Consider the following 26,756-nt stretch of genomic DNA (forward strand, 5'->3'; position numbering starts at 1 on the left):
GGCTCGATCAGAGTCCACTGCTCGTCGGTGAGATCGCCTCGCGCCATGACTGATGGCCTATCAAGACCGGGCCTCCACGCGCAGGCGATCTACCGAACTCGTGATCCGGACTCCAGACAGGACCTAGCCGGGCACCGGCGGCGGCTGGGCAGGCAGCCGGCTCCGCCTGGAGGACGTCGCCTTCGCGCCAGTCGAACTGGAGAGCTCCGGCGGTGGGGTCGAGCAGCACCCCGCCGCCGGGCGGCGCCCACACGTACGTCGACCCCTCCTCGTCGGCGAGCCGCTCGGACCCACCGGGCCCGAGCACCCCGACCTCCCCGCCCCACACCCGCCAGCCGCTGTACCACGCTCCCGTGCGCGACGAGCTCCCCCTCGGCAAGCTGCGAGGTATGCCTCAGCAGGGCTTCCCGTACGAGATGCGCATCCTCGTCGCTCATCCCCGGACCGCACCAAGCGGGCTCTCCCGCCACAGGTCGCCGCTATGCGGACATGAAATATCGCCCACCGGCCGGATTCGGCCGACGCGACTCTGGCGGTCTGGACCATTGCCTCGGCAGACTCGCCCCATGTCACCCGATACCCAGCAGTGGACCCCGATCCACGGCCAGCCGTACCGTCCCGCCGCCTACCGGCCCGAGCGGATGCCGAGCGAGGAATCCCTGGCGCGGGCCGCCGAGTTGCGGACGCGGATGGACGAGCGCAGGACCGTACGCCACTTCTCCCCCGACCCGGTGCCCGAGCAAGTGGTCCGGGACGCCATCGCGTGCGCCGCGACGGCCCCCTCCGGGGCGCACCAGCAGCCCTGGACCTTCGTCCTGGTCAAGGACCCCGCGGTACGGGAGCAGATCCGGGCGGCCGCCGAGCAGGAGGAGCAGCTCTCCTACGACGGCCGCCTCGGCAACGAGTGGCTCGCGGCCCTGCGCCCCATCGGCACGGACTCCGTGAAGACCCACCTCACCGACGCCCCGGCCCTGATCGTGGTCTTCCAGCAGCGCTACTGGCTCGGCGAGGACGGCACGAAGCACAAGCACTACTACGTCGACGAGTCGGTCGGCATCGCGGTCGGCATGCTCCTGTCCGCCCTCCACCTCTCCGGCCTGGCCGCCCTGATCCACACCCCGAGCCCGATGCGCTTCCTCTCCCACGTCCTGAACCGCCCCGAGAACGAGAAGGCCTTCGCGGTCATCCCCGTCGGCTACCCTTCCCCCGACTGCGAGGTCCCGGACCTGGTCCGCAAGTCCCTCGACCAGGTCATCGTGGAGGTCTAGGCCGGCGCGTCCGGTGGGGCGGGCGGCTCCTCCGCGGCGGCCGCCCGTCCGCCGAGCATCCCGGCCAGCCGCATCCCGATCCGCACCCGGTCCTCGGGCGAGCAGCCTTCCATCGCGGCCCGCACCTGCCGCAGGATGAGCCAGTCCCGCACGACCTTGGCGACTCCGAGCACGGCGGCCGTCACACAGGCCGCGGTCAGCATCATCGGGTCCGTCCCCGCAGGATCTGCGGGCGTGCGGCGCAGCCCGCCTGCCGGACGGTGACCAGCGCATCTCCGAGCCCAAGCTGTCCGTGCGCGGTGGCCACCTCGTCAGGCTCGTGTCCCCCGGTCAGGTCCGGCGGGACCATCGTCAGACCGCTGCGCAGCAGACTGCGCGTCATGTGCTGCCCACTGACGGCACAGCATTCGACGACCACGCCCCGGTTGCCGTGGGTGTAGGTGTTCGCCCACCCATGCGCGGCCCCGGCTTCGTTGATCAGGGAGACCCGGCGCAGCAGGCGGCTGAGGAGCCAGTCCCGTGCCTCGCCCCAACGGTCGTACGGCCGGCCGGTCTCGATGCCGTGCAGACGGCTCGGGTCGCGGCGCCACAGGTAGCTCGTGCCGACGCCGTCGTCGGGAAGGAGCGGTGTCCACTCCGGATGGGGATGCATCAGCCGGATGCGCGCGCCCGTCAGGAGCCCGGACAGGTGCCACTGGCCCGGGCCACCGGTCAGCCGCAGTCCGGCTACGCCCCGCATGCCACCGTATTCCGTGTCGATGCGCGGCAGCAGCTCCGCGACGACGCGGTCCGCCATGGCCGGGTGGAGGCTCAAGGTCAGCCCCCCGGGACCCGGTTCGGCCCGGGTGAACCCGAGCAGCGCGCCTTCCACCTGCTCATGGCGCAACCGGTCCGCGAGAACGAGGACGACCCCCGCCTCGAAGGCTCGCTGGCCGCCGTCCACGGCGTCCGGAACCGGCTGCACCCGTGTGATGAGGCCTTCGGCTGCCCACCTGTGGCAGACGTGGAGCGGCAGTCCCGTGGCCCGGCGGCAGATGGAGGCGGCGCGGTGGCGATTGTCGGTCCGACTGGACATACGTCTCCTCGGCCTCCGTCCCGGTGCGGACGCGTAGAGGTACGTATGTGTCCAACCTTGAAGCCCACCCCGTACGGGAACTCGTGAGAGCCCTGAGCTCCCTCGGGTAACCGGGCCCGAGTACTGGAGCGTGTCGCCGTACACGACAACTACGGGCAGGTTAGCAGGAGTTGTCGATCGGAGAAATGGAAACCGCCCCCGCTCCGGACTTGGGGGTACCGGAACGGGGGCGGGGTTCAGCGGGGCGGACGTCAGCCCATGTGGGGGTAGCCGTACTCGGTCGGCGCGACCAGGGTCTCCTTGATGGAGCGGGTCGAGGTCCAGCGCTGCAGGTTGCTCGCCGCGCCCGCCTTGTCGTTGGTGCCGGAGGCGCGGCCGCCGCCGAAGGGCTGCTGGCCGACGACGGCGCCGGTCGACTTGTCGTTGATGTAGAAGTTGCCCGCCGCGAAGCGGAGCTTCTCCATCGCGTCGGCCGCCGCGTAGCGGTCGCCGGCGATGATCGAGCCGGTCAGGGCGTACGACGAGACGGACTCCATCTGCTCGAGCATCGCGTCGAACTCGGCGTCCTCGTAGACGTGGATCGCCAGGACCGGGCCGAAGTACTCGGTCGTGAAGATCTCGTTCGAAGGGTCGGTGCACGCGATGACGGTCGGGCGGACGAAGTAGCCCTTCGAGTCGTCGTACGTGCCGCCCGCGACGATCTCGCAGGTCGGGTCGGCGGCGGCGCGGTCGATGGCGGCCTTGTTCTTCGCGAAGGAGCGCTCGTCGATGACGGCGCCGACGAAGTTCGACAGGTCGCGGACGTCGCCCATGGTGATGCCGTCGACCTCGGCCGCGAAGGCCTCCTTGAAGCCGTCGTTCCAGATCGAGGCCGGGACGTAGGCGCGCGAGGACGCCGAGCACTTCTGGCCCTGGTACTCGAAGGAGCCGCGGGTCAGTGCGGTCTTCAGGGTCGCGCGGTCCGCCGACGGGTGCGCGACGACGAAGTCCTTGCCGCCGGTCTCGCCGACCAGGCGCGGGTAGGACTTGTACGACTCGATGTTGGTGCCGACGGTCTTCCACAGGTGCTGGAAGGTCTTGGTCGAACCGGTGAAGTGGATGCCCGCCAGCTCGGGGTGGGTCAGCGCCACGTCGGAGACGGCGATGCCGTCGCCCGTCACCAGGTTGATGACGCCCTTCGGCAGGCCGGCCTCCTCCAGCAGCTCCATCAGGAGGACCGCGGAGTGGGTCTGCGTCGGGGACGGCTTCCACACGACCACGTTGCCCATCAGGGCGGGGGCGGTCGGCAGGTTGCCCGCGATGGCCGTGAAGTTGAACGGGGTGATCGCGTAGACGAAGCCCTCGAGCGGACGGTGGTCGCTGCGGTTCCACACGCCGGCGGAGTTCGCGACCGGCTGCTCGGCCAGGATCTGGCGGGCGAAGTGCACGTTGAAGCGCCAGAAGTCGACGAGCTCGCACGGGCAGTCGATCTCGGCCTGCTGCGCGGTCTTCGACTGGCCCAGCATGGTGGAGGCGGCCAGCTTCTCGCGCCAGGGGCCGGACAGCAGCTCGGCGGCGCGCAGGATGATCGCGGCGCGGTCGTCGAAGGACATCGAGCGCCAGGCCGGGGCGGCGGCGAGGGCGGCGTCGACGGCTTCCTGCGCCTCGGTCTCGGTGGCGTTCGCGTACGTACCGATGACGGACTGGTGGTCGTGCGGCTGCACGACGTCGAAGCGCTCGCCGCCGCCCATCCGCTTGACGCCGTTGATCGTCATCGGGAGGTCGATCGGGTTCTCGGACAGCTGCTTCAGCTGCGTTTCGAGGCGCGCGCGCTCCGGAGTACCGGGGGCGTACGAGTGGACCGGCTCGTTGACCGGCGCGGGGACCTGGGTTACGGCGTCCATGGGGCTGGAACTCCTTGAGCTAGGGGGCGGGCCTTGAGCTAGTGGGAGGGCCTAGTTCTTGGTGATCATCGAGCGGAGGAAGAAGAGCAGGTTGGCCGGCTTCTCCGCGAGGCGCCGCATGAAGTAGCCGTACCAGTCGGTCCCGTACGCCGTGTAGACGCGCATCCGGTGGCCCTCGGCGGCCAGCCGCAGGTGCTCCTCGCCGCGGATGCCGTACAGCATCTGGAACTCGTACTCGTCGAGCTTGCGGCCCGCCTTGCGGGCGAGCTCCTGGCCGATGGCGATCAGGCGCGGGTCGTGGGACCCGATCATGGGGTAGCCCTCGCCCTCCATCAGGATCCTCAGGATGCGGACGTACGCCTTGTCGATCTCGGCCTTGTCCTGGTAGGCGACCTCGGCGGGCTCCTTGTAGGCGCCCTTCACGATGCGTACGCGGCTGCCGGCGGCGGCCAGGCGGCGGGCGTCGGCCTCGGTGCGGAACAGGTACGCCTGGATCACGCAGCCGGTCTGCGGGAACTCGCGGCGCAGCTCCTCGTGGATGGCGAACATCGAGTCGAGGGTGGTGTGGTCCTCGGCGTCCAGGGTCACGGTGGTGCCGATGGCGGCGGCGGCCTCGACGACCGGGCGGACGTTGGCGAGGGCGAGCTCGTGGCCGCCTTCCAGCGCCTGGCCGAACATGGACAGCTTCACCGACATCTCGACGGTCTCGCCGAGGCCCAGGGGGACGAGCTGCTCGATGAGCTGGAGGTACGCGTCGCGCGCGGCGTGGGACTGCTCCACGGTGGTGATGTCCTCGCCGACGACGTCGAGGGTCACCTCCAGGCCCTTGCCCGTCAGGTCCTCGACGATCGGGATGACCTGGTCGACCGTCTCACCGGGGATGAACCGGTTCACCACGGGCTTGGTCACCGGGGCGGCAGAGACGATTCGGCGCATCTTGTCGCTGCGCGAGGCGGCGAGGATCGCGGGACCCAGCACGGGGGACCTCCAACGGGTGGCGGGCAGAAGCAGACATTCGACCCGCGCCGGGACGACGGAGGCCATAGGGAAAACGCAAGTAAAACCACCGTGAAACCTAGGGATCTCCCCGATCCTCTGCCATCGACAGCTGTCACGCATCCGTGGCCCGGATCTCATACATCTGTCTGAAGAGCGGCCGCGGGGGTGGGAGAATGTGCGGGTGAAGGGCGATTACCAGGACCTGGTGGACGAGATTTCGGCGCTGCTCGGCGCTCCGGCGACGCTGGAGAACCGGGACTTCCGCCTCATCGCCTTCGGCGCGCACGACAGCGACGACGACCTGGCCATGGATCCGGTGCGCACCCGCTCGATCCTGACCCGCCAGTCGACGGCGGCCGTCCGGTCCTGGTTCGAGGGCTTCGGCATCGCCCGCGCCACCGGCCCGGTCAGGATCCCGGCGGCCCCGGACGCCGGCGTCTTCCGGGGGCGCGTCTGCCTGCCGGTGCGCCACCGCGGGATCGTCCAGGGCTACGTATGGCTCCTCGATCAGGAACCCGGCCCCGACGCGGCCGCGCTGGCCGCCGCCATGGAGGTGGCCCAGCGGATCGGGCTGCTCCTCGCGGAGGAGGCCCGGGCGGGGGCCGATCTGTCCCGGGAGTTCCTCGCGGTGCTCACCGCCGGGCGCGGCTGGCAGCAGGACATGGCCGTGGCCGCGCTACGGGTGGCACTCGGTCCGGGCGGCGAAGGACCGCACGCCGCGGTCTGTCTGAGCCCGTGGCCCGGCGAGGCCCCGGCTTCGGTCCCGGGAGCCGCGGCCGTGTGCGTGGTCCCCTCGCGGGGGGCCGGCGCGCAGGAACCCCGCCCGGGCGGCGGCGGCCCGGCGGGGCCCTCCCTCGCGGTCCTGATCCGCCTGCGCGGCACGGACCCGCTGGCTCCGGCCCTCACGGCGATCTCCCGGCTGATGCCGGGGGCGGCCGGCGGTGCGGGCACGGGCACCGGGGCGGGGGGCCTCGGCTCCGGCACCGGCACCGGCGGTGGGAAGGCCCGGACCACGCCCGCCGGCGCCAAGGACGGCTCCCCCGTACACCCCGCCGGGGCGGCCTCCGGGGCGGCCACAGGAATGACCGCCGGGGTGTCGGACCCCGTGCGGGCGCTCACCGGGCTGCCCGCCGCCTGGCAGCAGGCCACCGCCGCCGCCCGGGCCGCCGCCGCCGGGCCGCGGCTCGGCCCGGTCGCGCAGTGGTCCGCGATCGGGCCCTACCGCATGCTGGCGTCCGTCGCCGAGGAGGCCTTGGACGACCCGGTGGCCCGCGCACTCCTCGGCCCGGCCAACCCCGAACTGGCCCGTACCGCCGAGGTGTTCCTGGACTGCGCCGGCCAGGCGGGCCGCGCGGCGGCGGCCCTGGGCATCCACCGCCAGACCCTCTACTACCGCCTCTCCAGGGTGGAGCAGCTGACCGGCCTCGACCTGGACGAGGGCGAGGACCGCCTGCTCCTCCACATGGCCCTCAAGGCCACCCGCCTGCACGGTTGACCCAGGGCCCGATCCGCGGGGAGCGCCCACGGTCAGGTCCGGCTCCGCGCGGGTGCGGTGAGGCGGCCGGCGGCTTCGAGCCGGGTCAGGCGATGGTGTTCGCGCTGCGCCCAGCGCCTTACCCGGTCGGGCTCGAGGGGGGCGCCGTGGCCGACGTGCAGGGTGGTGGGGTTCAGGGCCAGCATCGCCCGGAGGCTGGCGAGGTTGCCGGCCGGGTCGTCGTGGAAGGGCGGGTTGGCGGGTCGTCCGGGGACGAGACCCATGAAGGAGTTGGCGACGAGGTCACCGGCGACGAGGTCCCCCTCCTCGGTGAGGACGCAGACGGAGCCCGCGGTGTGCCCGGGGGTGCACATGACGCGCCCTTCGACACCGAAGTCCTCCAGGCCGGTCTCGGCGCTGATCAGCACGTCGGGCTCGAACGGTTCGACCTGGACGTGGAGTTCCTTGCGGCGGGCCATGGCACGGCCCATCGGCCCGGTCGGCCGGTACGGTTCGCGGGCCCGGCCGGAACGGAACGGTCCGAGGTCGGCGACGTGGGCCGCGACGGGCGCGCCGGTGAGGCGGTGCAGCTCGGCGGCGGAACCGAAGTGGTCGATGTGGCCGTGGGTGATGACTATCAGGGAGACGTCGGCCGGGTCCACCCCGTACTCCGTGATCCGGTCGATGATCCGCCGGCCGCTGCCGGGCGTCCCGGCGTCGACGATCACCGGTCGGCGGCCCAGCAGCAGGTAGGCGTTGACCGCGTGCCGGCCCAGGACCGGGATCGGGAGGACCTTCGTACGGGACATGGCGTGCTCCAGGGTGTCGCGGCGGCCGCGGGTGCGGGCATGCCTGGGATCCGCCGGGCGGCGGTTGGCGGTGCGTGGCGCGTGGCGCGTGGCGCGTGGTGCGGGGATGGCTACCGGAAGCGGCGGCGGTACTCCGCGGGGGTGGTTCCCAGCCTGCGCCGGAAGGAGCGGTGCAGGGTTTCCACCGAGCCCAGACCACTGACCGTGGCCGTCTCCGGCAGGCTGTGGTCGCTCTCCTCCAGCAACCGCCGGGCGGCCTCCAGACGGGCGGCCTCCACGTAGGCGGCAGGCGTGGTGCCGGTGTGGCGGCGGAACACGCGGGTGAAGTGACGCACACTCAAGTGCAGTCGTTCGGCCAGGGCTTCGGCCGAGAGGTCATCGGCGAGGTGGTCCGCGATCCACCGTCGCAGTTCGTCGATCCGGTCCTCGGCCCGGCCGTCGGCGGGAGCCTCGTCCTGCACGGAGAGCGGCACGCTGAACTGGCTCTGGCCGCCGGATCGCTTGACGTACATGACCATCATCCGGGCGGTGGCCAGGGCCGTTGCCCGGCCGTGGTCCTCGGCGACCATCGCGAGCGCCATGTCCATCCCCGACGTGACACCGGCGCAGGTCCACATGGTTCCGGAGCGGATGAAGATCGGGTCCGGGTCGACGGTGACCCGCGGATGCTCGGCGGCCAGCCTGGCGGCGGTCAGCCAGTGCGTAGTGGCGCGTCTGCCGTCGAGCAGCCCGGCCGCGGCCAGCAGGTGGGCGCCGGCGCAGATCGCACCCGTCCTGCGGGCCCGCGGCGCCGCCCGCCGCAACCAGGCGGTGACCCGGGCGTCGACCACCGGCTCCACCGCGCCGTCGGCCAGGTCGATGGCGCCGGCGACGAGCAGGGTGTCGACGCGTCCGTCCACCTCGTCCAGGGTCAGGTCGGCCAGCAGCCGGACACCGCTGCCCGTCGGCAGTTCGCCGCCGTCGGCCGTCGCGATCCGCACCCGGTAGGCGGGCCGGTCGCCGCCGATGACCCGGGTGGCCACGGAGAACACCTCGGCCGGGCCGGTGACGTCCAGCAGCTCCACCCCGGGGAAGGCGGCGATGACGACTCTGCGCGTTTCGGGCATGCCCTGATCATCACGGCCTCCCCGAATGGCCGCAATGACGAGGATCTGGCACATCCGGCCATCGGCCGCGCGGCGCAGTGCGGTGCGGTGCGACGCGGCGCAGTTCAGCGCCCCAGCAGCGGTTTCGGCGACTACTCCGGATCCGCCGCGGGACGCGTCAGCGCCTCGGAGGCGCGTCGCATGCCCTCGGTGAACTCCGCGGCGCTCGGCGCCGACTTCGGGTCGAACAGCCACTGGATCATCAGGCCGTTCAGCAGCGCCTGGTAGAAGGTGCCGAGCGTGCGTTCGTCCCGCTCGTCGAGCTCGTCCTCCGGGGTGCCGGTCAGCATCGAGATCAGGCCCCGGCGTCCCTCCGCCTGCGAGGCCGCGAGCATCGCCCGCAGGTCCGGCAGCCGGTCGCCGCTCAGCGCGACCTCCAGGCTGGCCGACCAGACCCGGCCCGATTCCTCGTGCTGGGCGAGGACGCCCTCCCATACTTGGCGGAACCGCTCCAGCGAGCCGCCCGCCCCGGTCACGCCGGACTGGAAGATCTCGCCCCACTCCTCCATCAAGGCGATGAAGGCCTGAGTGAGCAGGGCGTCCTTCGAGCCGTAGTGGTAGCCGATGGACGCCAGGTTCGTACCCGAGGCGCTGACGATGTCGCGCGCGGTGGTGCGCACGAAACCCTTCTCCACCAGGCACTTCTTGGCGCCTTCGAGCAGATCTTCACGATGTCCCATGACGACACGGTAGCAAGACAGCCGCCCTAGACGGAAGTTCTATACATACGTTCTATACGTTCGTTCTAGACAAACGTTTATGACGTCTGTACATTGCTCCTCATGACGAACCCCGCTACCACAGCGCGCCTCGCCGGCCGCCGCGAATGGACCGCCTTCACGGTCCTGGTGCTGCCCCTGCTCCTGGTTTCGATGGACGTCTCCGTCCTCTACTTCGCCATCCCGGCCATCACACGGGAGCTCGATCCCAGCGCCACCCAGCAGCTCTGGATCTTCGACAGCTACGCCTTCGCCCTCTCGGGTCTGCTCGTCACGATGGGCTCGCTCGGCGACCGGATCGGCCGCCGCAAGCTCCTGCTGATCGGCGCGGCCGCCTTCGGGCTCGCCTCCGTCGCCGCCGCCTACGCCTCCAGCGCCGAGATGCTCATCGCGGCCCGCGTGCTGCTCGGTATCGGCGGCGCGACCCTGATGCCCTCCACGCTCGCCCTCGTGCGCAACCTCTTCCAGGACGACAGGCAGCGCGGCAAGGCCATCGCGATCTGGTCCGGCGCCATGACCGGCGGCATCGCCCTCGGCTCGGTGATGAGCGGAGTGATGCTGAACCACTTCTGGTGGGGCTCCGTCTTCCTGGTCAACGTGCCCGCGATGCTGCTCCTGCTGATCCTGGTCCCCGTACTGGTCCCCGAGTTCAAGGACCCGGCGCCCGGCCGCTTCGACCTGCTGAGCGTGCCGCTGTCGATGGCCGCCGTGCTGCCGCTGGTCTACGGCCTCAAGGAGATCGCCGCCGAGGGCCTCACCCCGCTGCGCGCCGGCTGCCTGGCCGCCGGCCTGGCCTTCGGCTACGTCTTCGTCCGCCGCCAGCGCACCCGTGACGACGCCATGGTCTCCCGGGCCCTCTTCCGGGGCCGCGGCTTCGGCGCGGGCATCGGCCTGAACACCATCGCGGCCTTCGCCATGATGGGCTCGGCCTACTTCACCACCCAGTACCTGCAGTCCGTGCTCGGCATGGGCACCCTGGAAGCCGCCCTCTGGAGCCTCGCCCCCTCGGTGGTCATCGGCGCGGCCGCCCCGCTCGGCGCGGCCCTCGCCCAGAAGACCGACCGGGCCTACGTCATCTCCGGCGGCTTCGTCCTGGCCGCCGCCGGCTTCGCCCTGATCGGCCTGGTCGACACGGACTCGCTGTGGCTGCTGCTGACCGGAGCCGGGGTCCTCGCCTCCGGCCTCGTCACCGTGCTGTCGCTGGTCTCCGACATGGCGCTCGGCGCCGCCCCCGCCGAGAAGGCCGGCTCGGCCGCCTCCCTGCTGGAGACCGGCCAGGAGTTCGGCGGCGCCCTGGGGATGGCCGTCCTGGGCAGCCTGGGCACGGCCGTCTACCGCTCCGACCTGGCCGGCGCCGAGCCCGCCGTACGGGAGACCCTCGGCGGAGCCGTGGCCACCGCGCAGCAGCTCGGCGGCGCGGCCGGCGGGCAGGTCCTCGCGTCGGCCCGGGAGGCCTTCGTCCACGGAATGCAGTACGCGGCCTGGGGCGCTACGGTCCTCCTCCTCGCGGCGGCGGTGCTCGCCGCGGCCCTGCTCCGGGGCCGCGGAGCACAGGCCCCCGCCCCGGCGGAGCGGGCCGCGGCCGGCGGAGCCCTCGCGCGCTGAGCGGCGTAGGAGCGTCCGGCACGCGGAAGGGCCCGGGGGAAACCCCGGGCCCTTCGCTTACGTCAGCTGCCGAAAGGCCGGCCGCGCTGTCAGACGAGGCTGACCGTGCGGGCCGAGACGGCCCCGATCTCGGTGGCGATGTCCGCGAGGACGTTCACCGGGGCCTCGGCGTCGACCGTGAGGACCGCGAGGGCCTCGCCGCCCTCCTCGGCGCGGGCGACCTGCATGCCCGCGATGTTCAGGCCGGCCTCGCCGAGGATGCGGCCGACGGTGCCGACCACGCCCGGGCGGTCGGCGTAGCGCAGGACGACCATGTGGTCGGCGAGAGCCAGGTCCACGTCGTACTCGCCGATGCCGACGATCTTCAGCAGGTGCTTCGGGCCCACGAGCGTGCCGGAGACCGAGACCTCCTGGCCGTCCGACAGGGTGCCGCGGACGGTCACCAGGTTGCGGTGGTCCGGGGACTCCGAGGAGGTGGTCAGGCGGACCTCGACCCCGCGCTCCTGCGCGAAGAGCGGGGCGTTGACGTAGGAGACCGTCTCGTCGACGACGTCCTCGAAGACACCCTTGAGCGCGGAGAGTTCGAGCACCTTGACGTCGTGCTGGGTGATCTCGCCGCAGACCTCGACGTCGAGGCGGACCGCGACCTCGCCCGCGAGGGCGGTGAAGATGCGGCCGAGCTTCTCGGCGAGCGGCAGGCCGGGACGGACGTCCTCGGCGATGACCCCGCCCTGGACGTTGACCGCGTCGGGCACGAGCTCGCCGGCGAGCGCGAGGCGCACCGACTTGGCGACCGAGACACCGGCCTTCTCCTGGGCCTCGTCCGTGGACGCGCCGAGGTGCGGGGTGCAGACGACCTGGTCGAGCTCGAACAGCGGGGAGTCCGTGCAGGGCTCCTTCGCGTACACGTCCAGGCCGGCGCCGGCCACGCGGCCTTCCTTGATGGCCGAGTACAGCGCGGCCTCGTCCACGATCCCGCCGCGGGCGGCGTTGACGATGCGGACGGACGGCTTGACCTTGTGCAGGGCCTCGTCCCCGATGAGACCGAGGGTCTCGGGGGTCTTGGGCAGGTGCACGGTGATGAAGTCGGCGACCTCGAGCAGCTCGTCGAGCGTCAGCATCTTGACGCCCATCTGGGCGGCGCGCGCGGGCTGTACGTAGGGGTCGTACGCGACGATCTTCATACCGAAGGCCGACATGCGCTGGGCGACCAGGACGCCGATGCGGCCGAGGCCGACGACGCCGAGGGTCTTCTCGCTGAGCTCGACGCCCGTGTACTTGTTCCGCTTCCACTCACCGTTCTTCAGAGCGGTGTTGGCCTGCGGGATGTTGCGGGCCGTCGCGACGAGCAGGCCACAGGCCAGCTCGGCGGCGGTGACGATGTTGGAGGTCGGAGCGTTCACGACCATCACGCCGGCCTTGGTGGCGGCGGACACATCGACGTTGTCGAGACCGACGCCGGCGCGGGCGACGACCCTCAGCTTCTTGGCCGCGGCGATGGCCTCGGCATCGACCTTGGTCGCGGAGCGGACCAGGATCGCGTCGGCGTCCGCGATCGCGGGGAGCAGCTCCGCACGGTCGCCGCCGTTGCAGTGCCGGATCTCGAAGTCCGGGCCGAGCGCCTCGACAGTGGCGGGCGACAGCTCTTCGGCGATGAGTACGACAGGTTTCGAGCTCACGTGGGTCCTCACAAGTCCAGTGCGGACGGCCGTCCCGACGGCCGCAGGCGGTGGAGGGCGGTAGCCGCGTGGAAGACGCACGACACTGTGGGCCTGACGCGTTGTGTTGAGCAGTGTAGTGGCGGATCCGGAAGGTAATTCCGCCTGTACGGAAGGATCACCCGCACGAGATTGGCCGGGGTGGACAAGCGGGCCTCCAGGAGGCCCGTCGAGCGGGTGCCGGAAGCGGTGTGCGGCGGGCCGGAACGCACCGTCCCGGCCCGCCGCACAGGCGATCAGCTCTCGTCGTTGTCGACCCAGCTCATCAGCTTGCGGAGCTTCTTGCCGGTGGTCTCCAGCAGGTGGGCCTCGTCGGCGCTCTTGTACGCGTTGTACTTGGGCAGACCGGCCTTGTACTCGGCCATCCAGGTGTTGGCGAACTCGCCGCTCTGGATCTCCGCGAGGACCTTCTTCATCTCGGCCTTGGTGGCGTCGGTGATGATGCGGGGACCGGTGATGTAGTCGCCCCACTCGGCGGTCTCGGAGACCGACCAGCGCATCTTCTCCAGGCCGCCCTCGTACATGAGGTCGACGATGAGCTTCAGCTCGTGCAGGCACTCGAAGTACGCGATCTCCGGCTGGTAGCCGGCCTCGGTCAGCGTCTCGAAACCGGCCTTCACGAGCGCGGAGGCGCCACCGCAGAGAACGGCCTGCTCACCGAACAGGTCGGTCTCGGTCTCCTCGGTGAAGGTGGTCTTGATGACGCCGGCACGGGTGCCGCCGATGCCGGCCGCGTAGGACAGCGCGAGGTCGAAGGCCTTGCCGGTGAAGTCCTGCTCGACGGCGGCGATGCAGGGCACGCCGCGGCCTTCCTCGTACTGGCGGCGGACCAGGTGGCCCGGGCCCTTCGGGGCGACCAGGGCGACGTCGACGTTGGCCGGGGGCTTGATGAAGCCGTACCGGACGTTGAAGCCGTGGCCGAAGAAGAGCGCGTCGCCCTCTTCCAGGTGCTGCTCGATGGAGGCGGCGTAGATCTCGGCCTGGAGCGGGTCCGGGGTCAGGATCATGATGACGTTCGCCCAGGCCGCCGCGTCGGCGACGGACTTGACCTTCAGGCCCTGCTCCTCGGCCTTGGCCTTGGACTTCGAGCCCTCGTGCAGGCCGACGACGACGTCGACGCCGGAGTCACGCAGCGACAGCGCGTGGGCGTGGCCCTGGCTGCCGTAGCCGATGACCGCGACCTTGCGGCCCTGGATGATGGACAGGTCGGCGTCGTTCTCGTAGAACAGCTCGGCCACTGGGATATCTCCTTGGTGCGCTGGTGTTGCTCCCACCGTACGGCGGGGAACGGAATACGTGGTTCTCGGTCTCGCCATACGAGCGAGCGAGAAGGGAACGGGCGGGGCGCGTCCGGGCCGGTCACCGGCCCGGACGGGCTCAGGCGCTGCGGTCGAGCGCGCGCAGGCTGCGGTCCGTGATGGACCGGCCGCCGCGCCCTATGGCGATCGTGCCGGACTGGACGAGCTCCTTGATGCCGAAGGGCTCCAGCATCTTGAGCATCGCGCCCAGCTTGTCGGTGCCGCCGGTGGCCTCGATGGTGACGGCCTCCGGGGAGACGTCGACGGTCTTGGCGCGGAACAGCTGGACGATCTCGACGATCTGCGAGCGCGTTTCGTTGTCGGCGCGGACCTTCACCAGAACGAGTTCGCGCTCGATGGCGTTGTGCGACTCCAGCTCGACGATCTTGAGCACGTTGACCAGCTTGTTGAGCTGCTTGGTCACCTGCTCGAGCGGGAGGTCCTCGACGTTCACGACGATGGTGATGCGCGAGATGTCGGGGTGCTCGGTGACACCGACCGCGAGGGAATCGATGTTGAACCCGCGGCGGGAGAACAGCGCGGCGATCCGGGCGAGGATGCCGGGCGTGTTCTCGACCAGGACGGAGAGCGTGTGCTTGGACATGTGAGTCGTTCTCTCTCTCGGCTCTCTCGGCTCAGTCGTCTTCGTTGTCGCCGAAGTCGGGGCGGACACCCCGGGCGGCCATGACCTCGTCGTTCGAGGTGCCGGCGGCGACCATCGGCCACACCATGGCGTCCTCGTGGACGATGAAGTCGACGACGACCGGGCGGTCGTTGATGGCGTTGGCCTCGGCGATGACCCGGTCCAGGTCTGCCGGGTCCTCGCAGCGCAGCGCGACGCAGCCCATGGCCTCGGACAGCTTGACGAAGTCCGGGACGCGGGTGCCCTTGCGGGGGGCGCTGGACTCGCCGAGCTGGGAGCCGACCGCCGTGTCCTGGCCCGTCTCGTCCGCGTGCAGCACGGTGTTGGAGTACCGCTGGTTGTAGAACAGGGTCTGCCACTGGCGGACCATGCCCAGCGCACCGTTGTTGATGATCGCGACCTTGATCGGGATGTTGTTCAGCGCGCAGGTGGTCAGTTCCTGATTGGTCATCTGGAAGCAGCCGTCACCGTCGATCGCCCAGACCGTGCGCTCCGGCATGCCGACCTTGGCGCCCATCGCGGCCGGGACCGCGTAGCCCATGGTTCCGGCGCCGCCGGAGTTCAGCCAGGTGCGGGGCTCTTCGTAGTCGACGAAGTGCGAGGCCCACATCTGGTGCTGGCCGACGCCGGCCGCGTAGATGGTGTGCGCGGGCGCCAGCTGGCCGATGCGCTGGATGACCTGCTGGGGCGACAGCATGTCCTCGGAGGGCTTCTCGTAGCCCAGCGGGTACGTGTCGCGCCAGCGGCTGAGGTCCTTCCACCAGGCGCTGTAGTCGCCGGCGTTGCCGTCGGTGTGCTCGGCCTGGACCGCCTGGATCAGGTCGGCGATGACCTCGCGGGCGTCACCGACGATCGGGACGTCGACGGCGCGGTTCTTGCCGATCTCGGCCGGGTCGATGTCCGCGTGGATGACCTTCGCGAACGGGGCGAAGCTGTCCAGCTTCCCGGTGACGCGGTCGTCGAAGCGGGTGCCGAGGGCGATCAGCAGGTCGGACTTCTGCAGGGCGGTGACGGCCGTGACCGCGCCGTGCATGCCCGGCATGCCCACGTGCAGCGGGTGGCTGTCGGGGAAGGAGCCCAGGGCCATCAGGGTGGTGGTGACCGGGACACCGGTCAGCTCCGCGAGGACCTTCAGTTCGGCGGTGGCGCCGGACTTCATGACGCCGCCGCCGACGTACAGGACCGGGCGCTTGGCCTGGCAGATGAGCTTGGCGGCCTCACGGATCTGCTTGGCGTGCGGCTTGGTGACCGGACGGTAGCCGGGGAGGTCCTGGGTGGGCGGCCACGAGAACGTGGTCTTCGCCTGCAGGGCGTCCTTGGCAATGTCGACCAGGACGGGGCCCGGGCGGCCGGTCGAGGCGATGTGGAAGGCCTCGGCGATCGTGCGCGGGATGTCCTCGGCCCTGGTGACCAGGAAGTTGTGCTTGGTGATCGGCATCGTGATGCCGACGATGTCCGCCTCCTGGAAGGCGTCGGTGCCGATCGCCTTGGAGGAGACCTGGCCGGTGATCGCGACGAGCGGCACGGAGTCCATGTGCGCGTCGGCGATCGGGGTGACCAGGTTGGTGGCGCCCGGGCCGGAGGTGGCCATACAGACGCCGACCTTGCCCGTGGCCTGCGCGTAGCCGGTGGCGGCGTGGCCGGCCCCCTGCTCGTGGCGGACCAGGATGTGACGGACCTTCTTGGAGTCCATCATCGGGTCGTACGCCGGGAGGATGGCGCCACCCGGGATGCCGAAGACGGTGTCGCACCCCACCTCTTCGAGAGAGCGGATGAGGGACTGCGCACCCGTGACGTGCTCAACTGCGGCGGACTGGTGTCCGCCGGAACGGGCCCGCGGCTGCGGATGGTGGGCCCCGGTGGCCTGCTCGGTCATCGGCATTCTCTTCTCGAAGCTGAGGGTTTTACGAGGAGGGTTTTACGAGATTCGACGTTGCCAGTGCAACAAAAAACCCCTCGTGCCGGGAGGCAAGCGAGGGGAGCGCGTCGGGTGCGTTGAGCGGGGACATGCTGGTCCCAGCTTCAGCCGACGCGCTTTCCAAGTACGAGAATTCGGGTGCGCATGGCATTGACCCTCCCTCCGGCGGGAGGGTGATGTCAAGCGGGTGGGACGGGCGTCTCATTATGTGAGCCTCTGCGGATAACCATCGAGCCCCCTGGCGAGCCACCGGCCAACGCGGGTTGGGCTGCGCCGCCCGGTACTGGGAACGTACCGCGCACGAGCGCTCGCCGCAGCCTGTACTCGTCCAGAGGGCCGGAGAAGGCCATTCCCTGTCCATGGGTGCAGCCCATCGCGCGCAGCGCCATGACCTGCTCCGGCAGGTCCACTCCCTCCGCCACGGACTGCATGCCGAGGTCGTTTGCGATCCGCAACAAGCCTGCGGTGATCTTGTGCAGCCGTGGGGACTCCACGACCCCCTCGACCAGGCCCCGGTCGAGCTTGAGCATGTCCACGGGGAGCCTGCGCAGGGCGCTGATGGCCGCGTAGCCGCTGCCGAAGCCGTCCAGGGCGATCAGTACCCCGAGCCGGTGCAGCGCCGCCAGGCGGCGCTCCAGGTCATCGAAGGGCACCCTGGGGTCGGAGACGGCGAGCTCCAGGACGAGCGCCCCCGACGGCAGGCCGTTCCGGGTGAGCAGGGCTTCCACCGAGCCCAGCGGCATCGACCGGTCCAGGAGCCGCTGCGCGGTCATCCGTACGGCCACGGGTACGTCGTGCCCGGCCCGGTGGCGTTCGGCTGCCTGTCCGACGGCCTCCTCCAGCAGCCAGCGCCCCAGCTCGGCGGTGCGCGAGGGGTCCGGCACGGACGGGTGCCCGCCCTCGCTGTACTCGGCGACCCGCAGGAACTCGGCGGGCGTGAACAGGATCCCCTGGGCGGAACGCCACCGGGCCTGCGCCACCACGGCCGAGACCTCCCCGGACGCCAGGGAGACCACGGGCTGGTGCAGCAGGTCGAACTCTCCGTCGTGCAGTGCGGAGCGCAGCCGCCCCGCCAGCTCCGCCTTGCGGACGACTTCGGCCTGCATCTGGGGCGCGTACATCTCGACGCGGTCCTTGCCGCCCGCCTTGGCCCGGTACATCGCGAGATCCGCGTTGCGCATGAGGTCCGAAGGGGTGATGCCGGGATCCGCGAAGGCCACTCCGATGCTGGCGGCGACCCTGACCTCACTCCCGGAGATCCGGTACGGCTGGGAGAGGGTGGTGCGCAGCCGGTCGGCGATCTCGTGGACCTGGTACTCACGGGCGGTGTGGTCGCGACTGCCGTCGCCCAGGATCAGCGCGGCGAACTCGTCGCCGCCGAGGCGGGCCGCGGTGTCCCCGGCCCGGACCGAGTCCTGGAGCCGGCGGGCGGCTTCGATGAGCAGTTCGTCGCCCGCCTGGTGGCCGATGGTGTCGTTGACCGCCTTGAAGCCGTCGAGGTCGATGAAGAGCACGGCGGTGCTGTGGTCCCCGGCCCGCCGGCCGCCGAGGGCCTGGCGGACCCGGCGGGTGAACAGGGCCCGGTTGGGGAGGTCGGTGAGCGGATCGTGCTCGGCGCTGTGCTGGAGCTGCGCCTGGAGCCGGACCCGCTCGGTGACGTCGCGGCTGTTGAGGATGAGGCCGCCCTGGTGGCGGTTGACCGTGGACTCCACGTTGAGCCACTCGCCGGCGCCCGACCTGAACCGGCACTCGATGCGGGTGGTCGGCTCCTCGGTGGGCGGCGCGGCCAGGAATCGGCGCACCTCGTGGACGACGCGGCCCAGGTCGTCCGGGTGGATCAGGGTGGCCAGCTCACTGCCGACCAGCTCTTCCGCCTCGCGGCCGTAGACCCCCGCGGCGGCGGGGCTGACATAGCGCAGGGTGCCGGTGGGCGCGGCGATCATGATGACGTCGCTGGAACCCTGGACCAGGGAGCGGAAATGGTTCTCTTTCTGGGCCAGTTCCTGCGTCAGCGCGATGTTGTCGAGCAGCATGATGCCCTGGCGGATGACGAGGGCGAGCACGACCGTGCAACCGGTGAAGACGACGACCCGGTCGACCTTCCGGCCGTCCACCACGTTGTAGAGGATGCCGAGGGTGCAGACGGCGGCCGCGAGGTACGGGGTGAGGGCGGGCAGGGAGCCGGTGATGGGACGGCTGTGCGGCCGCTCGGCGCGCGCGGGCTCGGGGCCGGGGTGGAGGCGGCGGGCGCCCCAGGGCGCGTAGGCCAGGAGGAGCGAGCCGGCGAACCAGCCGGCGTCGAGGAGCTGGCCGGACTGGTACTCGGACCTGAGCAGCGGCGAGGTGAAGAGGGCGTCGCTCAGCACGGTCAGGGCGAGGGCCGCGATGGCGGTGTTGACGGCGGATCGGTTGGCCTCGGAGCGGCGGAAGTGCAGCACCAGCACCATCGAGACGAGCGCGATGTCCAGGAGCGGGTAGGCGAGCGAGAGGGCCGCGCCCGGGACGGACCCGGGGGCGCCGGACTGGGCGGTGCGCGCGGCGTTCGCGAGGGCCAGGCTCCAGGAGAGGGTGATCAGGGAGCCGCCGATGAGCCAGGAGTCGAGGCCGAGGCAGACCCAGCCGGCCCTGTTGACCGGGCGCTTGGCGAGGACGAGCAGGCCCACGATGGCGGGCGGGGCGAAGCAGAGGAAGGCGAAGTCGGCGATGGAGGGCTTCGGCACGACCTCGCCGAGGACCACCTCGTACCAGCCCCAGATGGCGTTGCCGCAGCCGCCCATGAGCGAGGAGAACGCGAACAGCAGCCAGGCCGGGCGCTCCCGGCTGTCAATGGCCCGGGCGTACGTGAAGCAGGAGACGGCGGCCAGCAGGCCTGCGGCGCTGAGCCCGAAGTCGCCCATGATCTCGGCGAGTTCCTCGGAGCCCCAGCCGAGGGCGGCGCCCACCGCGTATCCGCTGCTGACCACCGCGAGGAGGAGCTGCATCGCCAGGCCCTTGGCGCCGCCGGCGAGGGGTTGGCGGGTCAGGAGCGCCGCCCCCGGGGCGTTCACCGGTCCCCCTCGCTGGCTGGTTCCGGCGCAGCCCACTCGCGACACCGTCGCCTCCGGCGGCTTCGCCGCATCGGATCTTTCGTCCATTGGCCGTGCATCGCCCGTCGCCCCCCAGGTGTCCGATCACTCCCCAGCGCCAGACGTTCGTGGCGCCGCCCCTTGGTCCGGACGATACACCAATTCCGTCACTCAGGGACATAGTTTCTCTACGCTCCGTCACCAACAGCGGAGTTGTGTCCACCGAGCGCATTCGGGCGAACGCGGAGCGTGCGCACCGCGCCTCATTCCGTGATCAACACCGTGTTCTCCACGGGCTCTCCGGCGGCGAACCGGCGGAGCTGACGGGCCACCAGACGCTTCGCCCGCGGCTCGAACGCGGAGCTGCTGCCGCCCACATGGGGCGTGATCAGAACACCCGGAGCATGCCAGAGCGGATGGCCTGAAGGCAGCGGTTCGGGATCGGTGACGTCCAGCGCGGCACGCAGCCGGCCCGACTCCACCTCCACCAGGAGGGACTTGGTGTCGACGACGGGTCCGCGGGCCACGTTCACGAGCAGCGCACCGTCCTTCATGCGGCCGAGGAACGCGGCGCCCGCGAGTCCCTTCGTCTCCTCGGTGAGCGGCGTCGAAAGAATCACCACATCGGCCTCCGGCAGGAGTTGGGGCAGGTCGGCGAGGGCGTGCACCGGCCCGCGCGCCGTGGTGCGCGCCGTCCGCGCGACCCGGACGATCCGCTCGCACTCGAAGGGCGCGAGCCGGTCCTCGATGGCCGCGCCGACGGCCCCGTAGCCGATGATCAGTACGGACTTGTCCGCGAGGGCCTCGTAGAACCCGAAGCGCCACTCCTCGCGGTCCTGGCCGCGCACCATGCCGGGGATCCCGCGCAGGGAGGCCAGGATCAGGGTGAGCGCCAGCTCGGCGGTGCTGGCGTCGTGGACGCCCTTGGCGTTGCACAGACGTACGCCGGGAGCCAGGTCGCCGAGGCCGCCCAGGACGTGGTCGACACCGGCGGTCAGGGTCTGGACGATTCGCAGCCGGGGCATCGAGGACAGCGGACGCAGGGTGACGGCCGGGGACTTCATGTACGGGGTGACGTAGAAGACGCAGGCGGCCGGATCGGCCGGGAAGGCCTCTTCACCGTCCCAGTGCCGGTAGCGGAAGGAATCGGGCAGGCCCTCGACCTCCTCGGCGGGGAAGGGGAGCCATACGTCGAGGGCCTCGCGGATCTCTGCAGTCATGATCAGGAGGCTATGCCAGGGGATCCGGATCGAGCCGTTAGTTTGTGTGCCGGACCGGGCGGACCAGGGGGGAGGCACAGGTGGAGCGCAGGGCGATCGGGGCGGGGGCGCTGACGGTGGGTGCCATAGGCCTCGGGTGCATGCCGATGAGCGGGGCGTACTCGCCTTCGCGCAGGCGGCGCGAGGACTCGCTGGACACCGTGCACACGGCTCTCGACCTGGGCGCCAGCCTGCTGGACACCGCCGATCTGTACGGCCCTTACACCAATGAACTGCTGCTCGGCCGGGTACTGCGCGAGCGCCGGTCCGACGCCTTCGTGTCCGCCAAGGTGGGGCTGCGGGCCGACGGGCTGCACGTGGTGGCCGACGGGCGCCCGGGATACCTGCGGCGGGCCTGCGACGCCTCGCTCCGGCGGCTGCGCACCGACGTCATAGACCTGTACCAGCTGCACCGGGTGGACCCCGACGTGCCGGTCGAGGAGTCGTGGGGGGCGCTGGCGGAGCTGGTGGCCGCGGGGAAGGTGCGGGCGCTGGGCTTCTGCGCGCTGGGGGCGGGCACCGGACCGGGCGCGGGGCGGCGCGGGGACCGGGCGTACGAGGCGACCGTGCGGCACCTCGAGCGGGCGCAGCAGGTGTTTCCGGTGAGCGCGGTGCAGGCGGAGCTGTCGGTGTGGTCCCCGCAGGCGGCGTGGCGGCTGCTGCCGTGGTGCGCGGCGCGGGGGGTGGGGTTCCTGGCGGCGATGCCGCTGGGGAGCGGGTTCCTGACCGGGACGCTGACCCCGGGCGAGGGGTTCGAGCCCGAGGACGTGCGGGCCCGGCATCCGCGGTTCACGGCGTACGCGATGGCGGCGAACCAGGTGCTGGTGGCGGGGCTGCGGCGGGTCGCCCGGCGGCACGGACCCGAGGTCACGGCGGCGCAGGTCGCGCTGGCGTGGGTGCTGGCGCAGGGTCCTCAGGTGGTGCCGGTGCCCGGGGCGGGGCAGGCTCGATGGGCGGCGGAGAACGCGCGGGCGGCCGAGGTCCGGCTGACCGCCGGGGACCTGGTGGAGTTGTCGGAGCTGCCGGTGCCGGTGGGCGCCTGAACCACTCGATCGAGTGTACGAGTGGCGGAACTTGGGGCATGGTCGGCGCTGTTGGGTCATGTGAGGGCACGATCGGAGGACCGGAGGGGAGTACGGCGATGCGATACGGACACGACGGGGGACGAGGCCAGCGCCATGGACCGGGTCCAAGGCCAGGTCAAGGGCAGTCGCAAGGGCAGCCGAATGGACTGGGACAGGGCTGGGAGCGAGGGCTGAGCCGGGAGTCCGGCCAGGATCACGGCCAAGCGCCGGCAGCGGCGCCGTACGCCGGCCCGCGCGCCCGGGCCCGTGGCGTACTTGCGGCATTCGCCCTGGCGGGATGCGGGGCGCTGCTGGCGGCGGGGTGCTCGCCGCCGGCCGGCGCCGGAGCGCGGCCGAGCGGTTCGCCACCGGGTCCGGTGTCCAGTTCCGCGCCACCGGGGGCCTCGGGCGGGCCGTCCGCGTCGGCCTCCGGACCGCCGGCCAAGGGCCAGGTGACGGTGACCGGCGTGGCCGCCCAGGGCCTGGAGTCCCCGTGGGGGGTGGCTCCACTGCCCGACGGGAACCTGCTGGTCGCCTCGCGGGACAAGGGCACCATCAGCCGGATCGACGTGGGCACGGGGGCCGTGACCCCGGTCGGAAAGGTGCCCGGCGTGGCCCCGGGCGGCGAGGGCGGGCTGCTGGGCCTGGCCCTGTCCCCTTCCTTCGCCTCGGACCTCATGGTGTACGCCTACTTCACCACCGAGTCCGACAACCGCATCGCCCGGCTGCGCTATGACGAGAAGAGACCGGCCGGCGAGCAACTGGGCGCGCCCGACACCGTGTTCAGAGGGATCCCCAAGGGGCTCATCCACAACGGAGGACGCATCGCCTTCGGCCCGGACAAGATGCTCTACGCCGGGACGGGCGAGACCGGGGACACCGGGCTGGCCCAGGACAAGAAGTCGCTGGGCGGGAAGATCCTGCGGATGACCCCGGACGGGCAGCCGGTGCACGGAAATCCGGAGGCGGACTCGGTCGTCTACTCGTACGGGCACCGCAATGTGCAGGGCCTCGCCTGGGACAAGGAAAAACGGCTGTGGGCGGCCGAGTTCGGCCAGAACACCTGGGACGAGCTGAATCTGATCGAGCCCGGCGCGAACTACGGCTGGCCCGGGGCGGAGGGCAAGGCCGGCAAGCCGGGCATGCGCGATCCGGTGGCGGTGTGGAAGACCGACGAGGCCTCGCCGAGCGGGATCGCCTGGGCGCAGGGCTCCATCTGGATGGCCGGGCTGAAGGGGCAGCGGCTCTGGCGGATTCCGCTGGCCGGGGCGGCCCCGGTGGCGGAGCCCGAGGCATTCCTGGCGGACGAGTACGGCCGGCTGCGCACCGTGGTGGCCCTCGGCGGGGACAGATTGCTGCTGGTCACGAGCGAGACGGACGGGCGCGGGTCGCCGGAAGCGGGCGACGACAGGATCCTGACACTGACGGTGCGATGACCGGCGGGCCCCGGCGGGGGGACGAAAGGCGCGGTGGACGCGATGTTCAACATGATCGAGGAGCTGTTCGGTCCGGGCCGCAAGCACACGGACGAGGAGAAGAAGCGCCTGCAGCTCTCCCGGACCGACGTGAATGACGGCGACCCGGGAAAGGGTCCGATGGACCTGGACTCCGGCACGGTAGTCATACGCCCGAAGGAGGACCCGGCGCCCTAGGACGGGGACCCCCGTCACCTGGTCCCGCTCCTGCCTCGGCCCGCTCTTACCTGGTCCCGGCCTTCCGCGGGGCGACGGGGCCGAAGAGCCGTAGCCGGTGGGCCAGGGCAGCGGCCTCGCCCCGCCCCGCGACGCCGAGCTTCGCCAGGATGTTCGAGACGTGCACGCTGGCCGTCTTCGGGGAGATGAAGAGTTCCTCGGCGATCTGGCGGTTGGTGTGGCCCGCCGCGACCAGGCGCAGCACGTCCCGTTCGCGGCTGGTCAGGCCCAGCGCCTCGACGGGGTCGGCGGCCGGCGCGAGGCAGCCCTCGGGTGCGTGCACCGAGGTGAGCGGGAGCCTGGCGCGCTGCGCGAGCAGGGCCAGGTCCTCGCGGAGCCGGCGGGCGCCGAGCTCCTCGGCGGTGGCGTAGGCCTCCAGGAGCAGTCCCGCGGCGGCCTCGCGGTCGCCGCCGGCCGCCAGCAGGGCTTCCACGAGCCGGTAGCGGGCCCGGGCCAGCAGGTAGGGGCGTTCCAGGGGGCGTACGGCCGCTTCCACGCCGGTCCAGTCGGCGACGGTGTCCCGGGCCTCGGCGCGCAGCAGCTCGGCCCTGAGGTACTCGGAGTGGGCGCTCCACACCGGGACCGGGGTGGCCAGGGCCCGGGCGGCGGTGCGCAGCACCGTCAGCGCCTCGTCCCGGCCGGCCTCGGCGACCGGCAGGCCCCGGGCGTCGGCTTCGGCCGAGGCGGCGGCGAGCAGCAGCGGCCAGGCGTAGCGGTGGTTGCCGAGCGGGAAGCCGTGGTCGATGACCGCGGCCACTTCGCTGCGGACGTCGGCTATCCGGCCCTCCCCCGCGGCCACGCCGATCGCGAGGCGGAACAGCGGGATCCGGTGCTGGGGCTGGCCGTCGTGGGAGCCGAAGTGGGTGCGGGCGGCGGTGAGCTGCCCGGCGGCCTCGGCGAGTTCGCCGCGGGCCAGGGCCAGGTAGGCCAGCCGTACGACGGCCGCGGCGCGGGGGGCGGCGCTGCTGACGAGGGTCAGGGTCCGCCGGGCCTGCGTCTGGGCCTCCTCCCACCGGCCGAGGCTGTACAGGCTCTCCGCCAGGTTCCCCCGGATGTAGGCCTCGGAGTCCATCAGATGGGAGTTCTTGACCAGCTCGGCGCCCTGTCCGGCCAGTTCCACGGCTTCGCGGGACCGGCCCAGGCTTTCCAGATGGGAGGTGAGGTTCACGTGCGCACGCCCCACCAGCATGCCGAGTCCCAGTTCGGCGGCCCGGTCCTTGACCGCGTACATCTCGGCGAGGCCGCGCTCGGGTTCCCCCGAGTCGACGAGCAGGCTGCCGACGGTGATCCGGGCGTTGAGTTCGGTGTCCTCGGCGCCGACCATCCGCGCGTACTCCACGGCGCGTTCGGCGGCGACCAGGTTGTCGGGGCCCGGCTGGTGGAGCATGCCCCAGCTCGCGGCCCGGACCAGGACGTCGGCGTGCACCTGGGACGGGGGCAGCCCACGGACGAGCTCCTGTGCCTTGGCGAGCTCCTCCCAGCCGTCGCCGCGGGCGAGGCTGGCGACGAGCCGGGAGCGTTCGGTCCAGAACCAGGCGGCGCGCAGCGGGTCGTGGCCGTCTTCCAGCAGCCGCAGGGCGGTCTTGGTCAGCTTCAGGGCGCGTTCGCGTTCGCCGCCGAAGCGGGCCGCGACGGTGGCTTCGGCCAGCAGGTCGAGGTGTTGCAGCGGGGTGGTCGCCGGGTCGCAGCCGCAGGGCGGGTAGACCTCCGTGTAGTCCGCCGGGCGCAGTGCGCCGCGGACTTCCTCCGGTACGGCTTCCCACAGCTCCATGGCCCGCTCCAGCAGGCGCAGCTGCTCGGAGTAGGCGTGCCGGCGCCGGGCGGCCACCGAGGCCGCGAGCACGGCGGGCAGGGCCTTGACCGAGTCGTTGGCGTAGTACCAGTAGGTGGCGAGGCGGATGACCCGCTCTTCCGCGCGGATCAGCGAGTCGCCTTGTTCGAGTTCCTCGGCGTAGCGGCGGTTGACGCGGGCGCGCTCGCCGGGCAGCAGGTCGTCGGAGACGGCCTCGCGGACCAGGGAATGACGGAAGCGGTAGCCGTCGCCGTCGGAGGTGGGCAGGAGGATGTTGGCGCCGACCGCCGAGCGCAGGGCCTCGATCAGTTCGTCCTCGGTGAGCCGGGTGACGGCGCGCAGCAGGGCGTACTCCACGGTGGAGCCGCCCTCGGCGACGATGCGCACGACCCGCTGAGCGGCGTCCGGGAGGACTTCGACGCGTACGAGGAGGAGGTCGCGCAGGGATTCGGTGAGGCCGGTGGGGCAGCCGCTGGCGCGGGAGGCGACGAGTTCTTCGACGAAGAAGGCATTGCCGTCGGAGCGGTCGAAGACCGATTCGACGAAGTCCTCGTCTGGCGTCGAGGCGAGGATCCCGGCGAGCTGGCGGCGTACTTCGGCCCGGTTGAAGCGGGAGAGCTCGATGCGCTGGACGGTGCGCAGCCGGTCGAGTTCCGCGAGGAGCGGGCGCAGCGGGTGGCGGCGGTGGACGTCGTCGGCGCGGTAGGTGGCGACGACGACGAGCCGGCCGCTGCCGAGTGCGCGGAAGAGGTAGGAGAGCAGGTGCCGGGTGGAGGTGTCCGCCCAGTGCAGGTCTTCCAGGACGAGGACGACGGTGCGGTCGGCGGCGAGCCGTTCCAGCATCCGGGCCGTGAGTTCGAAGAGGCGGGCGGTGCTCTCCTCGTCGTGCGGGCCGCGCGGGGTCTCGCCGAGTTCGGGGAGGATGCGCGCGAGTTCGTCCTCCTGGCCGGCGGCGGCCGCCGCCAGTTCGCCGGGGAGCAGGCGGTGCAGGGTGCGCAGCGCGGTTGAGAACGGGGCGAAGGGAAGCCCCTCCGCCCCGATTTCCACACAGCCTCCGACGGCTACGACCGCGCCGCGGCGGTCGGCCTCGCAGAGGAACTCCTCGGTGAGGCGGGTCTTCCCGACCCCTGCCTCACCGCCGATGAGCAGTGCCTGCGGCTCCTGGCCGACGGCGCGCGTCAGGGCGTCGGTGAGTACGGCCAGTTCGTCGGCGCGGCCGACGAACACCGGGCTGACAGATCTGGTCTCCACGCCGCCGAGCATCGCACAGAGGCCCTGGCCGACGGCACTCGATATCGGTGCGCTGCTCATCACGTGCCGGTCCGCGGGGT

At 71.6% G+C, this 26,756-nt stretch carries 20 protein-coding genes; 6 read left to right on the forward strand and 14 right to left on the reverse strand.

Going from position 1 to position 26,756, the window contains the following annotated elements; genetic code table 11:
• Positions 1-566: 566 nt before the first annotated feature.
• The gene (locus tag OTB20_RS37580) at positions 567-1,268 is read left to right on the forward strand and encodes a nitroreductase family protein (RefSeq protein ID WP_267824435.1); all 702 of its coding nucleotides are present in this window, start codon (positions 567-569) and stop codon (positions 1,266-1,268) included.
• Here the strand turns inward: OTB20_RS37580 and OTB20_RS37585 are convergent.
• The 4 genes from OTB20_RS37585 to OTB20_RS37600 all read right to left on the reverse strand — a co-directional run bounded on the left by OTB20_RS37585 (position 1,265) and on the right by OTB20_RS37600 (position 5,204).
• Positions 1,265-1,474 carry a hypothetical protein gene (locus OTB20_RS37585; RefSeq protein WP_267824436.1) on the reverse strand — a complete coding sequence of 70 codons (210 nt, stop codon included), beginning with the start codon at positions 1,472-1,474 and terminating at the stop codon, positions 1,265-1,267. The two genes, OTB20_RS37580 and OTB20_RS37585, sit on opposite strands and share 4 nt — an antisense overlap.
• Positions 1,471-2,343, reverse strand: coding sequence for a hypothetical protein (locus tag OTB20_RS37590; protein WP_267824437.1), 873 nt, complete (start codon positions 2,341-2,343; stop codon positions 1,471-1,473). Before OTB20_RS37590 ends, OTB20_RS37585 begins: the two co-directional genes overlap by 4 nt.
• A 251-nt stretch (positions 2,344-2,594) precedes the next feature.
• Positions 2,595-4,226 (reverse strand): L-glutamate gamma-semialdehyde dehydrogenase, encoded by a 1,632-nt coding sequence (pruA, locus tag OTB20_RS37595; protein WP_267824438.1) that lies wholly within the window; start codon positions 4,224-4,226, stop codon positions 2,595-2,597.
• 51 nt (positions 4,227-4,277) lie between these two features.
• Positions 4,278-5,204 (reverse strand): proline dehydrogenase family protein, encoded by a 927-nt coding sequence (locus tag OTB20_RS37600; RefSeq protein ID WP_267752213.1) that lies wholly within the window; start codon positions 5,202-5,204, stop codon positions 4,278-4,280.
• Between the two features lie 202 nt (positions 5,205-5,406).
• On the opposite strand from OTB20_RS37600, the gene OTB20_RS37605 reads away from it, so the two are divergent.
• Positions 5,407-6,720: a PucR family transcriptional regulator gene (locus OTB20_RS37605; protein ID WP_267824439.1), complete on the forward strand. Its 1,314-nt coding sequence runs from the start codon at positions 5,407-5,409 to the stop codon at positions 6,718-6,720.
• A gap of 32 nt (positions 6,721-6,752) precedes the next feature.
• Here the strand turns inward: OTB20_RS37605 and OTB20_RS37610 are convergent, their stop codons facing one another.
• The 3 genes from OTB20_RS37610 to OTB20_RS37620 all read right to left on the reverse strand — a co-directional run bounded on the left by OTB20_RS37610 (position 6,753) and on the right by OTB20_RS37620 (position 9,333).
• Positions 6,753-7,508: an MBL fold metallo-hydrolase gene (locus OTB20_RS37610; protein ID WP_267824440.1), complete on the reverse strand. Its 756-nt coding sequence runs from the start codon at positions 7,506-7,508 to the stop codon at positions 6,753-6,755.
• A 110-nt stretch (positions 7,509-7,618) separates the two neighbouring features.
• The gene (locus tag OTB20_RS37615) at positions 7,619-8,614 is read right to left on the reverse strand and encodes a GlxA family transcriptional regulator (protein ID WP_267824441.1); all 996 of its coding nucleotides are present in this window, start codon (positions 8,612-8,614) and stop codon (positions 7,619-7,621) included.
• A 131-nt stretch (positions 8,615-8,745) separates the two neighbouring features.
• Positions 8,746-9,333: a TetR/AcrR family transcriptional regulator gene (locus OTB20_RS37620; RefSeq protein ID WP_267824442.1), complete on the reverse strand. Its 588-nt coding sequence runs from the start codon at positions 9,331-9,333 to the stop codon at positions 8,746-8,748.
• 102 nt (positions 9,334-9,435) lie between these two features.
• Between OTB20_RS37620 and OTB20_RS37625 the strand changes: the two genes are divergently transcribed.
• Positions 9,436-10,977 carry an MFS transporter gene (locus OTB20_RS37625; RefSeq protein ID WP_267824443.1) on the forward strand — a complete coding sequence of 514 codons (1,542 nt, stop codon included), beginning with the start codon at positions 9,436-9,438 and terminating at the stop codon, positions 10,975-10,977.
• An 89-nt stretch (positions 10,978-11,066) separates the two neighbouring features.
• Here the strand turns inward: OTB20_RS37625 and serA are convergent, their stop codons facing one another.
• The 6 genes from serA to OTB20_RS37655 form a co-directional block, all read right to left on the reverse strand.
• On the reverse strand, positions 11,067-12,656 hold the full coding sequence (gene serA / locus OTB20_RS37630; protein ID WP_267824444.1) for a phosphoglycerate dehydrogenase: 1,590 nt from the start codon (positions 12,654-12,656) through the stop codon (positions 11,067-11,069).
• A 275-nt stretch (positions 12,657-12,931) separates the two neighbouring features.
• Positions 12,932-13,933: a ketol-acid reductoisomerase gene (gene ilvC, locus OTB20_RS37635; protein ID WP_267824445.1), complete on the reverse strand. Its 1,002-nt coding sequence runs from the start codon at positions 13,931-13,933 to the stop codon at positions 12,932-12,934.
• Positions 13,934-14,072: 139 nt separating this feature from the next.
• Positions 14,073-14,597, reverse strand: coding sequence for an acetolactate synthase small subunit (ilvN, locus tag OTB20_RS37640; RefSeq protein WP_267824446.1), 525 nt, complete (start codon positions 14,595-14,597; stop codon positions 14,073-14,075).
• 31 nt (positions 14,598-14,628) lie between these two features.
• The gene (locus OTB20_RS37645; RefSeq protein WP_267752205.1) at positions 14,629-16,518 is read right to left on the reverse strand and encodes an acetolactate synthase large subunit; all 1,890 of its coding nucleotides are present in this window, start codon (positions 16,516-16,518) and stop codon (positions 14,629-14,631) included.
• A gap of 215 nt (positions 16,519-16,733) precedes the next feature.
• Entirely contained in the window at positions 16,734-19,601 is a 2,868-nt protein-coding gene (locus OTB20_RS37650) for a putative bifunctional diguanylate cyclase/phosphodiesterase (RefSeq protein ID WP_420716572.1), read from the reverse strand.
• A 281-nt stretch (positions 19,602-19,882) separates the two neighbouring features.
• On the reverse strand, positions 19,883-20,839 hold the full coding sequence (locus OTB20_RS37655) for a 2-hydroxyacid dehydrogenase (RefSeq protein ID WP_267824447.1): 957 nt from the start codon (positions 20,837-20,839) through the stop codon (positions 19,883-19,885).
• Between the two features lie 80 nt (positions 20,840-20,919).
• Between OTB20_RS37655 and OTB20_RS37660 the strand changes: the two genes are divergently transcribed.
• The 3 genes from OTB20_RS37660 (at position 20,920) to OTB20_RS37670 (ending at position 23,594) form a co-directional block, all read left to right on the forward strand.
• Positions 20,920-21,921, forward strand: a complete 1,002-nt coding sequence (locus tag OTB20_RS37660; protein WP_267824448.1) for an aldo/keto reductase — start codon at positions 20,920-20,922, stop codon at positions 21,919-21,921.
• Positions 21,922-22,232: 311 nt separating this feature from the next.
• Positions 22,233-23,378 carry a PQQ-dependent sugar dehydrogenase gene (locus OTB20_RS37665; protein ID WP_267824457.1) on the forward strand — a complete coding sequence of 382 codons (1,146 nt, stop codon included), beginning with the start codon at positions 22,233-22,235 and terminating at the stop codon, positions 23,376-23,378.
• Between the two features lie 42 nt (positions 23,379-23,420).
• Positions 23,421-23,594 (forward strand): DUF6191 domain-containing protein, encoded by a 174-nt coding sequence (locus OTB20_RS37670; RefSeq protein ID WP_267824458.1) that lies wholly within the window; start codon positions 23,421-23,423, stop codon positions 23,592-23,594.
• 46 nt (positions 23,595-23,640) lie between these two features.
• Here the strand turns inward: OTB20_RS37670 and OTB20_RS42615 are convergent, their stop codons facing one another.
• Positions 23,641-26,688, reverse strand: a complete 3,048-nt coding sequence (locus OTB20_RS42615) for a helix-turn-helix transcriptional regulator (RefSeq protein WP_420716573.1) — start codon at positions 26,686-26,688, stop codon at positions 23,641-23,643.
• Positions 26,689-26,756: the final 68 nt, after the last annotated feature.

This window comes from Streptomyces sp. H27-H1 (genome assembly GCF_026627445.1).
Classification (GTDB): domain Bacteria; phylum Actinomycetota; class Actinomycetes; order Streptomycetales; family Streptomycetaceae; genus Streptomyces.

Excerpts from the sequence above, each read along its gene's own strand:
- OTB20_RS37580 (WP_267824435.1), top strand. The coding sequence starts at position 567 with ATGTCACCCGATACCCAGCAGTGGACCCCGATCCACGGCCAGCCGTAC.
- OTB20_RS37585 (WP_267824436.1), bottom strand. The coding sequence starts at position 1,474 with ATGATGCTGACCGCGGCCTGTGTGACGGCCGCCGTGCTCGGAGTCGCC.
- OTB20_RS37590 (WP_267824437.1), bottom strand. The coding sequence starts at position 2,343 with ATGTCCAGTCGGACCGACAATCGCCACCGCGCCGCCTCCATCTGCCGC.
- pruA (WP_267824438.1), bottom strand. The coding sequence starts at position 4,226 with ATGGACGCCGTAACCCAGGTCCCCGCGCCGGTCAACGAGCCGGTCCAC.
- OTB20_RS37610 (WP_267824440.1), bottom strand. The coding sequence starts at position 7,508 with ATGTCCCGTACGAAGGTCCTCCCGATCCCGGTCCTGGGCCGGCACGCG.
- OTB20_RS37615 (WP_267824441.1), bottom strand. The coding sequence starts at position 8,614 with ATGCCCGAAACGCGCAGAGTCGTCATCGCCGCCTTCCCCGGGGTGGAG.
- OTB20_RS37620 (WP_267824442.1), bottom strand. The coding sequence starts at position 9,333 with ATGGGACATCGTGAAGATCTGCTCGAAGGCGCCAAGAAGTGCCTGGTG.
- OTB20_RS37625 (WP_267824443.1), top strand. The coding sequence starts at position 9,436 with ATGACGAACCCCGCTACCACAGCGCGCCTCGCCGGCCGCCGCGAATGG.
- ilvN (WP_267824446.1), bottom strand. The coding sequence starts at position 14,597 with ATGTCCAAGCACACGCTCTCCGTCCTGGTCGAGAACACGCCCGGCATC.
- OTB20_RS37645 (WP_267752205.1), bottom strand. The coding sequence starts at position 16,518 with ATGCCGATGACCGAGCAGGCCACCGGGGCCCACCATCCGCAGCCGCGG.
- OTB20_RS37655 (WP_267824447.1), bottom strand. The coding sequence starts at position 20,839 with ATGACTGCAGAGATCCGCGAGGCCCTCGACGTATGGCTCCCCTTCCCC.
- OTB20_RS37670 (WP_267824458.1), top strand. The coding sequence starts at position 23,421 with ATGTTCAACATGATCGAGGAGCTGTTCGGTCCGGGCCGCAAGCACACG.
- OTB20_RS42615 (WP_420716573.1), bottom strand. The coding sequence starts at position 26,688 with ATGCTCGGCGGCGTGGAGACCAGATCTGTCAGCCCGGTGTTCGTCGGC.